General features: G+C 54.2%; 11 protein-coding genes. 8 read left to right on the forward strand and 3 right to left on the reverse strand.

What is annotated here, in order from left to right; translation table 11 throughout:
* The first annotated feature begins 52 nt into the window (after nucleotides 1-52).
* The 4 genes from HNQ92_RS17350 to HNQ92_RS17365 all read left to right on the forward strand — a co-directional run bounded on the left by HNQ92_RS17350 (nucleotide 53) and on the right by HNQ92_RS17365 (nucleotide 4,650).
* A complete protein-coding gene (locus HNQ92_RS17350) occupies nucleotides 53-1,768 on the forward strand; it encodes a 3-keto-alpha-glucoside-1,2-lyase-like domain-containing protein (protein WP_246440335.1) in 1,716 nt (571 codons plus the stop codon).
* Between the two features lie 56 nt (nucleotides 1,769-1,824).
* Nucleotides 1,825-3,819, forward strand: a complete 1,995-nt coding sequence (locus HNQ92_RS17355; RefSeq protein WP_184175485.1) for a plastocyanin/azurin family copper-binding protein — start codon at nucleotides 1,825-1,827, stop codon at nucleotides 3,817-3,819.
* Nucleotides 3,820-3,988: 169 nt separating this feature from the next.
* Entirely contained in the window at nucleotides 3,989-4,240 is a 252-nt protein-coding gene (locus HNQ92_RS17360) for a DUF6364 family protein (RefSeq protein ID WP_246440344.1), read from the forward strand.
* A complete protein-coding gene (locus tag HNQ92_RS17365; RefSeq protein ID WP_184175487.1) occupies nucleotides 4,240-4,650 on the forward strand; it encodes a type II toxin-antitoxin system VapC family toxin in 411 nt (136 codons plus the stop codon). The genes HNQ92_RS17360 and HNQ92_RS17365 overlap by 1 nt, the downstream gene beginning before the upstream one ends.
* Before the next feature lie 168 nt (nucleotides 4,651-4,818).
* Here HNQ92_RS17365 and HNQ92_RS17370 read toward each other — a convergent pair whose 3' ends face one another.
* Nucleotides 4,819-5,265 (reverse strand): hypothetical protein, encoded by a 447-nt coding sequence (locus tag HNQ92_RS17370; RefSeq protein WP_184175489.1) that lies wholly within the window; start codon nucleotides 5,263-5,265, stop codon nucleotides 4,819-4,821.
* Nucleotides 5,266-5,518: 253 nt separating this feature from the next.
* On the reverse strand, nucleotides 5,519-6,439 hold the full coding sequence (locus HNQ92_RS17375) for a LysR family transcriptional regulator (RefSeq protein WP_184175491.1): 921 nt from the start codon (nucleotides 6,437-6,439) through the stop codon (nucleotides 5,519-5,521).
* Nucleotides 6,440-6,538: 99 nt separating this feature from the next.
* On the opposite strand from HNQ92_RS17375, the gene HNQ92_RS17380 reads away from it, so the two are divergent.
* The 3 genes from HNQ92_RS17380 (at nucleotide 6,539) to HNQ92_RS17390 (ending at nucleotide 8,667) form a co-directional block, all read left to right on the forward strand.
* On the forward strand, nucleotides 6,539-7,975 hold the full coding sequence (locus tag HNQ92_RS17380; protein WP_184175493.1) for an NADP-dependent isocitrate dehydrogenase: 1,437 nt from the start codon (nucleotides 6,539-6,541) through the stop codon (nucleotides 7,973-7,975).
* Nucleotides 7,976-7,989: 14 nt separating this feature from the next.
* Complete coding sequence (locus tag HNQ92_RS17385; protein WP_184175495.1) at nucleotides 7,990-8,232, forward strand: hypothetical protein; 243 nt, start codon at nucleotides 7,990-7,992, stop codon at nucleotides 8,230-8,232.
* A gap of 126 nt (nucleotides 8,233-8,358) precedes the next feature.
* Nucleotides 8,359-8,667, forward strand: a complete 309-nt coding sequence (locus HNQ92_RS17390) for a hypothetical protein (RefSeq protein ID WP_184175497.1) — start codon at nucleotides 8,359-8,361, stop codon at nucleotides 8,665-8,667.
* A 269-nt stretch (nucleotides 8,668-8,936) separates the two neighbouring features.
* Here the strand turns inward: HNQ92_RS17390 and HNQ92_RS17395 are convergent, their stop codons facing one another.
* A complete protein-coding gene (locus tag HNQ92_RS17395) occupies nucleotides 8,937-9,803 on the reverse strand; it encodes an NmrA family NAD(P)-binding protein (protein ID WP_184175499.1) in 867 nt (288 codons plus the stop codon).
* A gap of 328 nt (nucleotides 9,804-10,131) precedes the next feature.
* On the opposite strand from HNQ92_RS17395, the gene HNQ92_RS17400 reads away from it, so the two are divergent.
* Nucleotides 10,132-11,484, forward strand: coding sequence for a M20/M25/M40 family metallo-hydrolase (locus HNQ92_RS17400; RefSeq protein ID WP_184175501.1), 1,353 nt, complete (start codon nucleotides 10,132-10,134; stop codon nucleotides 11,482-11,484).
* Nucleotides 11,485-11,628: the final 144 nt, after the last annotated feature.

The following is an 11,628-nucleotide window of genomic DNA, read 5'->3' on the forward strand; positions in this document are numbered from 1 at the left end:
ATTCTTTGCTAGGTTTACTTATTAATTGTGAATGATACACGTATTCCCTCTGATGAAGCTTTTCTGCCGCGTATTTCTATCGCTCCTTTTGGTGCTTCCCGGCGCGTCCTGGGCGCAATCGGGCAACTACATCCTGCTTCCCTTGCAGGATCTTTCCGCTTTTGAGCAAGGTACTTCCAACTGGTCGATCAAGGGTGGCCTCGCCGTATCGCCAGCGAAGGGAGCCACGCCTCAGCCCGGCACGGGGGTACTGGTCGGTACACCTGGGGCGGTACTTCAAACCCGCGTGAAAGCGCAGGATTTGCGGTTACGGCTGGAGTTTATCCTCTCTCCCGGAGCCGAAGCGTACCTGGGCCTTCCCGGCGGCCAGCGCGTACGGTTGTCTGACAGCTGGCAGCAGGCCGCCCTCAACGCCCAAACTTCCGGGTACATAGGTCAATTTCCTACGCAAAATGCCGCCAAAGCCCCTGGGTTATGGCAAACGGTAGAGCTGGCGTTTGACGCTTCGGTACCGGCCCAAGCAGGGTTTTCTCAGCTAAATCATCTAGCGCTCAATGGGGTCACGGTGCAGCAAAGCGTGTATTTACCCCTAGCAAAAGCCATCAGCGGAGCCCAGCCGCTTAGCCTGGAGGTACGTAAAGGTACCGTGGGCTTTCGGAATATAGGCTACCAACTTCTGGCCAACAGCAAGCCCCTCAGGATTGAGACCATGGCGTATAAGCTATACAGCGACGCCTGGGACGCCACCAACCTGACCAAGCTGGTAAAAGAGGAGAAAACCACTAACCTGACGCAGGAGGTGGGCACCGGCATGAGGGAATTCCAGGTAGTTTACGAGGGTACTTTGGTCGTAGACGAAGCGGGCGAGTACCGCTTCACCAGCCTTTACTCCGGTCCCAGGTTCCTGCTGGACATTGACGGTAAGAGCGTACTGGCCACCGGTGAAAGTACCTCTCAGGATGCCCACTCGGCTTCGGCTACCCTGACCAAAGGCGCGCACCCGTTCCGGCTCACCTACTCGCGCTTTCCGTGGCGGCCCGCCGCGCTGGGGCTGCGCGTAGAGACCGCCGGTGTACGGCCCTACGACTTGCATTCGCTTTCGTCGCTTCCCGTACCGGCCCCTAAGCCTTATCTTGATGTGGCACCGACCACTCGTCCCGAGTTGGTTCGCTCGTTTATTTTATTGGAAGGCGAAAAGCAAAAACGTACCCACTGCCTGTCGGTGGGCAACCCGGCGGGCTGGCACTATACCGTAGACCTAAACCGCGGTGCGCTGCTCCAGGCCTGGCGGGGGCAGTTTGCCAACGTTACCGAAATGTGGTACGAACGCGGAGAGCCGCAACTGCTTTTCACGGCCGGCCTCACCATTCCGCTGTCGGGCAAGAGCAGCCTCGCTGTGCTGCCAAGTACCCGTGCCGCCTGGCCCGACTCCGCCAACCTGAACTACCTGGGATACCGGCTCGACGCCCAGGGGGTACCTACCCTGCGCTACCAGATGGGCACCGCCACGGTGAGCGACCAAGTAGTAGCCCGGCCCGACGGCCTCGTCAGGACCGTCCGGACGGAAGGTACCCCGGACGGCCCGCTGTACGCGCTCCTGGCGGCAGGAAGTACCATCACGTTGGTAGAAAAGGGGCTTTACGAAGTAGATAACCGGTACTTTGTGCGGGTAGACGCTAAAGCCAGGGCACTCGTACGGGACTCGGCCGGGCAAAAAGAATTGTTGCTGCCCGTCAGCGGTACTGCCAGCTATACGTTGTTCTGGTAAGGAATCAACCCTAAGGTACTTCATCCTCAAGATATTGTTTTTCAGCCTACCTTATTATGAAAAAAAGTGCATTGATTACCCTTCTGACGCTCGGCTTTGGCTTCGTACAGGCCCAGAACCGTCCGATGACCGAAGATGACTACTACCGCATTGTTACCATTCCCATTCCCGAACAGATCGAGATGGAGGTAGGCGGACTGGCGGTACTGCCCGACGGACGCCTGGCGGCTTCGACCCGCCGGGGCGAAGTATGGATGATCAGCAACCCTTACCTCAAAGGCAACGGACAGCCTACTTTCCGGCGCTTTGCCTCGGGCCTGCATGAGCCGCTGGGGCTGCACTACCGCGGCGATCATTTTCTCATTACGCAGCGCGGTGAAGTAACCAAGCTCGTGGATACCGACCAGGACGGTGTGGCCGACGTCTACGATTCGTTTGCGCGCTGGCCGCTTTCGGGCAACTACCACCAGTACTCCTACGGCCCCGTGCCGCTACCCAACGGCGAAATGATCGTCACCCTGAACCTCGACTGGATCGGGCGCGGCGCGAGCCAGTCGCAGTGGCGGGGCTGGATGCTCAAGCTGGGTAACGACGGCAAGCTCACTCCCTGGGCTACCGGCCTGCGCTCTCCGGCGGGCTTCGGCTCCTACCAGGGCGATATTTTTTATACCGAAAACCAGGGCGACTGGGTAGGTTCGGGCCGGATGACGCACCTGGCCCAGGGCGACTTTGCCGGAAACCCCGCCGGGCTACGCTGGAGCAACAGCCCCGAGTCGCCCGTAAAGCTGCGGCCCGAGGACATCCCCGACACCGGTGAGCCCCTCTACGACGTAGCCCAGCGCGTGCCGGGCATCAAGCCACCCGCTGTGTGGTTTCCGCACACGCTGATGGGCATCTCTACGTCCGATCTCAAAGAAGACACTACGGGGGGTACTTTTGGGCCCTTTAAAGGTCAGCTTTTTGTGGGCGACCAGGGCCATAGCAAGATCATGCGCGTTAATATGGAAAAAGTCAATGGCGTATGGCAAGGGGCTTGCTTTCTCTTCCGGGAAGGCTTCCAGTCGGGCATTATCCGGATGGTGTGGGGCCTCGACGGCTCCATGTTTGTAGGCCAAACCAGCCGGGGCTGGTCGGCAACGGGGAAATCTCCCTTCGGGATTCAGCGGCTGGTGTGGACGGGCGCCACGCCGTTTGAGATGCACAGCATCCGCTCCACCTCCGACGGCTTCGAGATTACCTTCACCCAACCCGCCGACAAAGCCACCGCGGGCAACCCTGCTTCTTACCAGCTCAATAGCTTCAACTACAAGTACCACCATACCTACGGCAGCCCCATCATCAACGCCCAGGAACTACCCCTCAAAGGCATTGTGCTCTCCGATGACGGCCTGAAAGCCCGCCTGGTGCTGGACGAGTCGGCGCTGCGCAAAGGGTACATTCACGAGCTAAAAGCCGAAGGTGTACGCTCCGCGGCGGGGCTCAGCCTGCTGCACAACGTAGGGTATTATACCCTCAACGAAATCGCCTCCGGTAGCCGCGCCGACGCCGCCCAGTTCACGGCCAGCAGCCGAAGTACCCCCGCGGCCAGCCACGCCAACCATACCATGCCCACCGAGGCCATGCCTTCGGCGTCCTCCGCCAAGCGCATCAACGAGCAGCCCGCTGCCTGGACCAACGGCCCCGACCAGGTCGTGACGCTGGGTACCAAGCCGGGGCTCAAATTTGATCTACCCGAAGTACAGGTTAAAGCCGGGAGCCGCGTGAAGTGGGTTTTTAATAATAACGACGACATGCTGCACAACTGCGTCATTACCAAGCCCGGCGCGGCCAACCCCGTGGGTGAAGCCGCCCTGGGACTGGGACTCAAGGGTGCCGAGCTCAACTACATTCCTCCTACCGACAACGTGCTGTACCACACGGGCCTCATGCAGCCCGAGAGCAGCGAAGCCATCTACTTCGTGGCGCCTACCCGCCCTGGCGACTACCAGTACGTATGTACCTTCCCCGGCCACCACACGCTGATGCAGGGAAAACTCAAGGTAGTGAAGTAGGTACTTTGGTTTATTCTTTCAAGGCTCGTAGGTACTTTATGGAAGGTACCTGCGAGTCTTCAGTTTTTGGGGTACTTTAATTGACTACCCCAAAAAAATCGTAGTTCCCTCGGTAGCAAAAGCCTACGTAAAAATTTATTATATTTGTACGTATAACTTAATTGTGAAGATGATGAATACGAAGCTGACGTTAAATCTTGACAAGGCTATTATTGAGCAGGCGAAAGACTACGCAAAAAATAATAAAGTGAGCTTATCTAAACTGATTGAGAACTACTTAAGCTCTTTGACCAAGTCTGAAAAGACAGAATCTCCTAGAATCAGTCCTCTGGTAGAAAGCCTGACCGGCGTCATTCCCAATGAGAATCTGGATAACTACCGTGAAAAGCATAGTCACTACCTGAACAAGAAATATTCCTGATGGATAAGTTGCTGGTCGATACCAACATTGTCATTGACCTTTTGGCCAAACGGGAGTATTTCTACCAGGAAGCTCAGGAATTATTCACTCTAGCCGATACTAACCAAGCCGAACTTCACCTATCGGCTTTAACCGTTGCCGATACCCATTACCTATTGGCAAGCCACTACAAGCTAAATGAGACAAGAAAAATTCTCTTGAAATTTAAAGTCCTCGTTACGGTTCTGCCCATCGATGACACCATCCTTGAGCTGGCTTTAACTTCCGATTTTAAAGATTTTGAGGACGCCGTTCAATACTACGTGGCGCTAAAAAACAACGTAGAGATGATCATCACGCGGAATAAAAAAGACTTCAAGAATTCTTCTTTGCCCGTACTGACGGCCCGGGAATACTTAAATAGTAAATAGTATAAGAGGTACCTTCGCTCCCGCCAGCTTGCAACGGGTGTGGGAAATAATCAGACAAGTCTTTGACTTGTTCAGCGTGCGTTGCGTAGCCAATGGTGCCCCGCTCCAAACGTACAAGAGCGGTAAAATTCTAAAAAACTCAGGGTACTTGTAAAGGCTACGGGGTACTTATGGTAGCCTTCTAAAATTGACATCTCCACCCGCATCATTGTAGGAGTTTACCAACATCAGGCACTGCCCGGAGGTACTTAGCCGAAGGATGCTAACCCCTGTCAACTCTTTCTTTTCGGCATCCAAGTACCTTACGGTCAGGACGTCATCTACGGTATTGGTACCCTCGCCCCAGTACTTGATCTCGTAGAGTTGCGCTTTTACCAACGCGTTATTCTCAAAAATCTTTAGCGTATCACGTCCAAATTCAAAGACTCGGCTGTGCTGGGTCGTGGTGGGAGTTTGGGTGCTGAGGTCGGCACCTCTGGTTAGGTAGGTTGTTTTGAGCCAGTTCCATCGGCCAATGATCAGTTCCTGGGCGGTTTCTTTACGTTTGACCTCGTCCTCGACGGAACAAGTTTCCTCCTGGGCCTGCACATCCATATCCTTCGTACAACGGCTCATAAGTAACAGTATCCCGATAAAAAATAACATTTGTAGTCTCATCTGAACGCAGGGTTGGGTATTTTTGAAAAAGAGCTTTCTTTGAGAAAATAGGTTGTAATGGATGAGGCTTATTTTTCAAAAGTACCCCTTTATTACCAAAGTACTTGTCCACAAGCGAGTCCATTCACCCTTCCCGTAAGATTCAGGCCCCTACTTGATTGAACCTCGACCCATACATTTTGGCCCAGCAATCGGTATAGGGTAGCTGGCTTCATGCCTCTATCCAGCTGAACTTATCCTGTATAATCGTCTGTTTCTCTCGTTTAAGGTAGTCCAGGAAAGCTACCGCCACCGGCGATAGGTTCTTGTTTTTCATCCACACCAGCTGCCAGGTAGAGCTAATGGGAAAACCCTTCACCGGGATGATCCGCAGGTCCTGGTTGCGAAGTTCGTTCTTTAGCCCAATGATGGGCATGATGGAGCAACCCAGCCCGGCTAGTACGGCCTGCTTTACCGCCTCATTGGAAGTAAGCTCCAGCTTTTTGCGCAGCTTGATGCCACTGCTGTCAAAGAACTTCTCCATCACACTACGAGTACCGGAGCCTTTCTCCCGGTAGATGAGCGGGAGCGTTTCGAAGACGCTCCAGTCGTAGGGCTGGCCGGGGTACTTGGTATCCGTGTTGGCTACCAGATAGAGGCGGTTAGGCATTAGCTCCACGTTCAAAAGCGGCAAGGTATCCGGCAGTACGGACACCAGCGAGAAATCCACCTCGTTTCGTTCCAGGCTCTCAATCACTTGGGCCTTGTTGGTCACGTCCATGACTAGCTCCACGCCTTCGTGCTGCTTCAGGAAAGGTGCCAGAAAGAAGGGCATCACGTACTTACCCGTTGATACTACCGATACCTTCAGGCGGCCCGTGAGCTGCCCCTTGTAGGCCAGCGTCTTGTAGTTGATGGCATACACCTCGTTTAGAATCTTTTCTGCTGCTTCGGCTATCTCTCGTCCAAAGTCCGTGATGTAGAGCTTTCGGCCTACTACCTCCGTCAGAGGTATGTCAAACTGGTCCTGAAAATTACGGAGCTGAATGGATACCGCTGGCTGTGTGAGGTATAGCTCCTCGGCAGCCTTGGTGATGCTCTGCGTCTGGGTGATTTTAAAGAACACCTGGAGTTGATGGAGGGTATAGTTCATAAATTTTCTTTATGATAAGCATAGTAAATATAAATAAAAACTTATGATTTGTGCTTCACAACTTTGCAGCGTTCAATCACAATAAGTAATCTATACTTTATGGCAACAATTACCGTAGCAAAGGGAGATGGCATCGGTCCCGAAATCATGGATGCCACGCTGAGTATTATTCTGGCCGCTGGTGCGGATCTGCAAATTGAAGAAATTGAGGTAGGCGAAAAGGTGTACCTGGCAGGTAATACCTCCGGCATTGCCAAAGGGTCCTGGGACACCATTCGTCGCAACAAGGTGTTTCTGAAAGCCCCCATCACTACACCACAGGGAGGTGGCTACAAGAGCCTCAACGTCACCACCCGCAAGTTCCTGGGCTTGTACGCCAATGTACGCCCCTGCGCCAGCCTTCATCCCTTTGTACGCACCAAGCACCCCGACATGGATCTTGTGATTGTCCGTGAAAATGAGGAGGATCTGTACGCCGGTATCGAGCACCAGCAGACCGACGAAGTAGTACAGTGCCTTAAGCTTATCAGCCGCCCCGGCTGCGAGAAGATTGTCCGCTATGCCTTTGAGTACGCCCGTCAGTACGGCCGCAAGAAGGTCACCTGCTTCACCAAAGACAACATCATGAAGCAAACCGACGGGCTGTTTCACCAGGTATTTGAGGAAATAGCGCAAGAGTACCCCGACATCGAGAATGAGCACTGGATTATTGATATTGGAGCCGCCAAAATGGCCGACACCCCCGAGAACTTCGACGTGATCGTGATGCCCAACCTCTACGGCGACGTGCTGTCTGACGTAGCGGCGCAGATTGCAGGCTCGGTAGGGCTGGCAGGCTCGGCTAACATTGGTGAGGAGTGTGCTATGTTTGAGGCCATTCACGGCTCAGCCCCCCGCCGCGCGGGTCAGAACCTGGCCAACCCGTCAGGGTTGCTCCAGGGAGCTATTATGATGCTCAATCACCTAGGCCAGACTACCGTAGCCGAGAAGGTACAGAATGCCTGGCTCAAGACCATTGAAGAAGGCATCCATACCTACGACATCTACAAGGAGGGTACCAGCAAGGAGCGCGTCGGTACCAAAGAGTTTGCGCAGGCCGTCATTGCCAACCTGGGCCAGAAACCTACCAGGCTGAAGCCCGTATCTTACGCCAAAGGCTCGGCACTCAAGCTCCCCAAGTACCAGCGCAAGGCACCCGCCCGTAAAGAGTTGCTTGGCGTGGATGTGTTTGTACAGTGGCCGGGCCTCAACCCTGATGAGCTGGCCCAGGCGCTCCACAACATCCAGTCCGAGCAGGTGGAGCTAACTATGATCACCAACCGGGGTATCAAGGTATGGCCCGAGGGCTTCCAGGAAACCTTCTGCACCGATCACTGGCGCTGTCGCTTTAAACCCGTCAACGGCTATCCCATGACCAAGCAGCACATCATCGACCTGCTCAGCCAGGCCGAAGGCCTGAACATAGATACCATCAAAACCGAGAACCTTTACGCCTTTGACGGCAAGCAGGCCTTCTCAATGGGACAAGGACAATAAAACCCACTACGACCATGCAGATTCAACTTTTCAAGGGGCAGTTTGGCTCGCGGGAGGCCGCCGAACTCATCACCCGCCTGATTCACGTCAAAATTAAATACCACGAAGAAAAAATCCAGAAGGATAGCGCCGAAGAGGACATCAAGATGCGCGAAGCGCGCATTCGGGAACTTCAGAAGGACCTCTACGAGGTACGTCGGTACATTGAGCAACAGGGCGGGTACCTGTCGCTGCAAAGCGACATACAACTGGTATAGGAAGAAAAAAAGTATCCGGTTCTTAATCCCTGGGCCTACTGTCGTCAGGCAACGCTTCGCCTGACGACAGTAGGAGGCCAGGAGAAGGATCTCTCACCAAGTATCTAACTTCTAAATATAATTAAAATGGAAAATACGCATTCATTCAAGCTAATAGACGGAACCTTTACACCTACGGAGGCTGGCACTGTTATTCTGGACCTCATTAACAGCAAAATCAAGCACCACAATCTAGAGATACTCAACTGCCTGGAAACGGGCCTCGGCAACGCTCTTCATTCCCAAAAACGTATTCAGGATCTGGAAGAGGTACGGCAGCGGCTGAACACCCTCCTACAGAATGCCCACAACAACGGTATGTACCTTAAAATAAATGGCTCTATTGAGATAGAGCTGGCTGAGGTTGTTCTTGGTGAGTCCATTCAGCAAGCGTAACTGGCCCTGGCTATCAGGTTCCAACAGAGAGCACAGGGATGGTTCTGCGGGGGTACTTGGTGTGGTGTACCCAGTTCCCTGCACGCTCAGTACCTACCTATGGGGTACATTCAATGACTACCCGCTGCCGCCTTCTGTCCCGGCCGTTGACGAAATACCTTCTTCGTGAGCAAAGAGAACGAGGGAGCGCGGGAATCGAGGAGCGAAGCCAGAAGCAAACGAAGGCTCCACTGTCCCTACTGCTGTCTGTTGTACTTACTTTTTTATACCTATACTAGTTGCCGCTTATGGTCCTGTACGTACTCCGCAAAAGAAATAGGCGGTCGCCCTGTCAGGGTTTCTACCCAGTCCGATAGCGGAGGTACACGCTGGAAGCGGGGTAGGTAGTGGAGCATAATCATTACCAAAATGTACCCCTTCGGCACTTTTTCTTGCCATTTTTTCCAAAAAAAACGTAGCAACCCCGGCGACTCGTAAGTAATACGGGTACCGAGTCCACGGCTCAGGCTTGTTGCCATTTCTCCGAAAGTAAGGCGGTCTTGCGCCGTCAGGTCATAGGCTTGGTAGCGGTGCTGAAGGGGGGCAGCAAGTATCCGAGCCGCTACGGCACCAACGTCCCGCACGTCCACCAGCGTAAAGGAGGCCTTCCCGGCGGGCAGGAATATTCGCTTTCGGACTAACAGCTCCTGGCGGAGGGATGTAGAAAAATTCTGCATGAAGTAAGCCGGGCGTAGAAACGTGTACGGAAGGCTGCTCTGCACAATTAGCTTCTCTATTTTGTGATGGGGAATAAAACTAGTATTCTCCACCCCCTGCACCGACAGGAATACAACATGCTGCACCTTGGCCTTTTCGGCTGCCTCGATCAACGGCTTAAAATATTTATTTACCTTTGAAAGCTGGGGTGGACGCAGCAGAAACAGCATGTCGCAGCCCGCCAGAGCCGGATAGTAGGTAGCCTCATCCGTAAAATCAAAATGCGTCAGTTCCAGCGGGTAAGCACGTAGCGAAGCGGGTACCTCATTCAGGTTGCGTACCCCCGCCCGGATTTTCAGCGGGCCGTTGTGCTGGTGTAAAGCCTCTATCAAAGCCAATCCTACATTTCCCGCGGCTCCGGTTATCAATACGTTTTTCATACGTTCTATAGGGTCAAGTACTACTTTTTAAGTACTGCTTTCGTAAGGCTTGCTTCGAGTCTTCGGCTTCAAGAGCTTTTGGATGTAGCGGGAAAAGCATTTTTTAAAACAAATCCCCCTTACAGGTACTTAAACCACCGGAGCAAAAATACCAGCAAAAGGGAGGAGTAAACTATGATCATTCTGACAGACTCAGTATGATCTTTGGTAGTTTCTGCGCTTGTTGCCGGCGTCATCGGCTGGAGATTCTTCGCCTGTATATCCGCCAAAGTAGATACAATTTTATATTTTTACTCTTTCTGGTCTACCTAAATGTTTTCTTACCTCTATGAAACAAACTTTGCTTCTTTATGTACTTCTGATTTCACCCCTCACCTATACCTTTTCCCAAACCATCGTCCAGCGTGACCCGGCTATTGCGCAGCTGGTAGCCGAGGTATCCGCCGACAGCCTCCGCGCCCACGTCGACGGACTGGTGAGCTTTGGTACGCGGCACACGCTCAGCGGCCAAGAAGGCCAGCGGGGCATCGGCGCGGCGCGCGAGTGGGTACTTCGGAAGTTTCAGGAATACGCCCGGCAGTCGGGCGGGCGGCTTACGGCTACTATTGACACATGGACGCTCCAGCCCGACGGCCGCCGCGTGGACAAACCCGTAGAGATGGGCAACGTGATGGCTACCCTGAAAGGTACCGACCCGGCCGACGACCGCATACTGCTGGTGAGTGGCCATATCGACAGCCGCGTCACGGACGTCATGAACCGCACCGCCGACGCCCCCGGTGCCAACGACGACGGCTCCGGCACCGCCGCCGTAATTGAGCTCGTACGGGTACTGAGCAAAGCCCGCTTTCCGGCTACCATCGTGTTTGTGGCCGTGAGCGGCGAGGAGCAGGGCCTGCTGGGTGCCGAGCACCTGGCCCAACGCGCGCGCGACGAAAAGTGGAACCTCGAAGCCCTGCTCAACAACGACATCATGGGCTCCAACCACAGCCACGATACGCGCATCGTCAACAACACGGTGGTACGGGTATTCAGCGAGGGGCTGTCGGGCTTCGAAACCGGCGAGCGGGCGGCGCAGGTACGGCAGTACGGCCTCGAAAACGACGGCAAGGCCCGCACGCTGGCCCGCTACGTGAAGGAGGTTGGTGAGCGCTACGTGGACCAGCTGGAAGTACGGCTCATCTACCGCAACGACCGGTACCTGCGCGGCGGCGACCACACGCCCTTCGTGAACCGCGACTTCGCGGCGGTGCGCATTACCGAAATGAACGAGAACTTCGAACGCCAGCACCAGGATCTGCGTACCGAGAAGGGCGTCGAGTTTGGCGACTACGCCCGGTTTATGGACTTCGAGTACCTTCGTAAAAATACGGCCCTGAACCTGGCCAACCTCGCTAACCTGGCCAAAGCGCCCGCCCAGCCCCAAAACGTAACCCTGGAAGCTCGTAGCCTCACCAACGCCACGACCCTCTACTGGCAAGCCCCCAAGGCGGGCAAAGTGAAGGGGTACTACGTGCTGATGCGCGAAACCCATTGGCCCTTCTGGCAAAAGAAATTTTTTACTGATAAACTGGGACTTACGCTCCCCTACTCCAAGGACAACTACTTCTTTGCCGTGCAGGCGGTGAGCGAAGAAGGCAACGAGAGCTTGCCCGTAGTGCCGCGGCCCGGTATGCGGTAAAAACAAGAAGAGGTACTTGGCGGCCTAGGCCGCCAAGTACCTCTTTCAAAGTACCTCTTTCAAAGTACCTCTTTCAAAGTACCTCTTTCAAAGTACCTCTTTCAAAGTACCTCTTTCAAAGTACCTCTTTCAAAGTACCTCTTT

It is taken from the genome of Rhabdobacter roseus (genome assembly GCF_014202275.1).
Taxonomy (GTDB): domain Bacteria; phylum Bacteroidota; class Bacteroidia; order Cytophagales; family Spirosomataceae; genus Rhabdobacter; species Rhabdobacter roseus.

What these genes read in the sequence shown, in the direction of transcription:
- HNQ92_RS17355 (WP_184175485.1), top strand. Translation starts at nt 1,825, where the DNA reads ATGAAAAAAAGTGCATTGATTACCCTTCTGACGCTCGGCTTTGGCTTC.
- HNQ92_RS17375 (WP_184175491.1), bottom strand. Translation starts at nt 6,439, where the DNA reads ATGAACTATACCCTCCATCAACTCCAGGTGTTCTTTAAAATCACCCAG.
- HNQ92_RS17400 (WP_184175501.1), top strand. Translation starts at nt 10,132, where the DNA reads ATGAAACAAACTTTGCTTCTTTATGTACTTCTGATTTCACCCCTCACC.
- HNQ92_RS17380 (WP_184175493.1), top strand. Translation starts at nt 6,539, where the DNA reads ATGGCAACAATTACCGTAGCAAAGGGAGATGGCATCGGTCCCGAAATC.
- HNQ92_RS17360 (WP_246440344.1), top strand. Translation starts at nt 3,989, where the DNA reads ATGATGAATACGAAGCTGACGTTAAATCTTGACAAGGCTATTATTGAG.
- HNQ92_RS17390 (WP_184175497.1), top strand. Translation starts at nt 8,359, where the DNA reads ATGGAAAATACGCATTCATTCAAGCTAATAGACGGAACCTTTACACCT.
- HNQ92_RS17385 (WP_184175495.1), top strand. Translation starts at nt 7,990, where the DNA reads ATGCAGATTCAACTTTTCAAGGGGCAGTTTGGCTCGCGGGAGGCCGCC.
- HNQ92_RS17350 (WP_246440335.1), top strand. Translation starts at nt 53, where the DNA reads ATGAAGCTTTTCTGCCGCGTATTTCTATCGCTCCTTTTGGTGCTTCCC.
- HNQ92_RS17395 (WP_184175499.1), bottom strand. Translation starts at nt 9,803, where the DNA reads ATGAAAAACGTATTGATAACCGGAGCCGCGGGAAATGTAGGATTGGCT.
- HNQ92_RS17370 (WP_184175489.1), bottom strand. Translation starts at nt 5,265, where the DNA reads ATGAGCCGTTGTACGAAGGATATGGATGTGCAGGCCCAGGAGGAAACT.
- HNQ92_RS17365 (WP_184175487.1), top strand. Translation starts at nt 4,240, where the DNA reads ATGGATAAGTTGCTGGTCGATACCAACATTGTCATTGACCTTTTGGCC.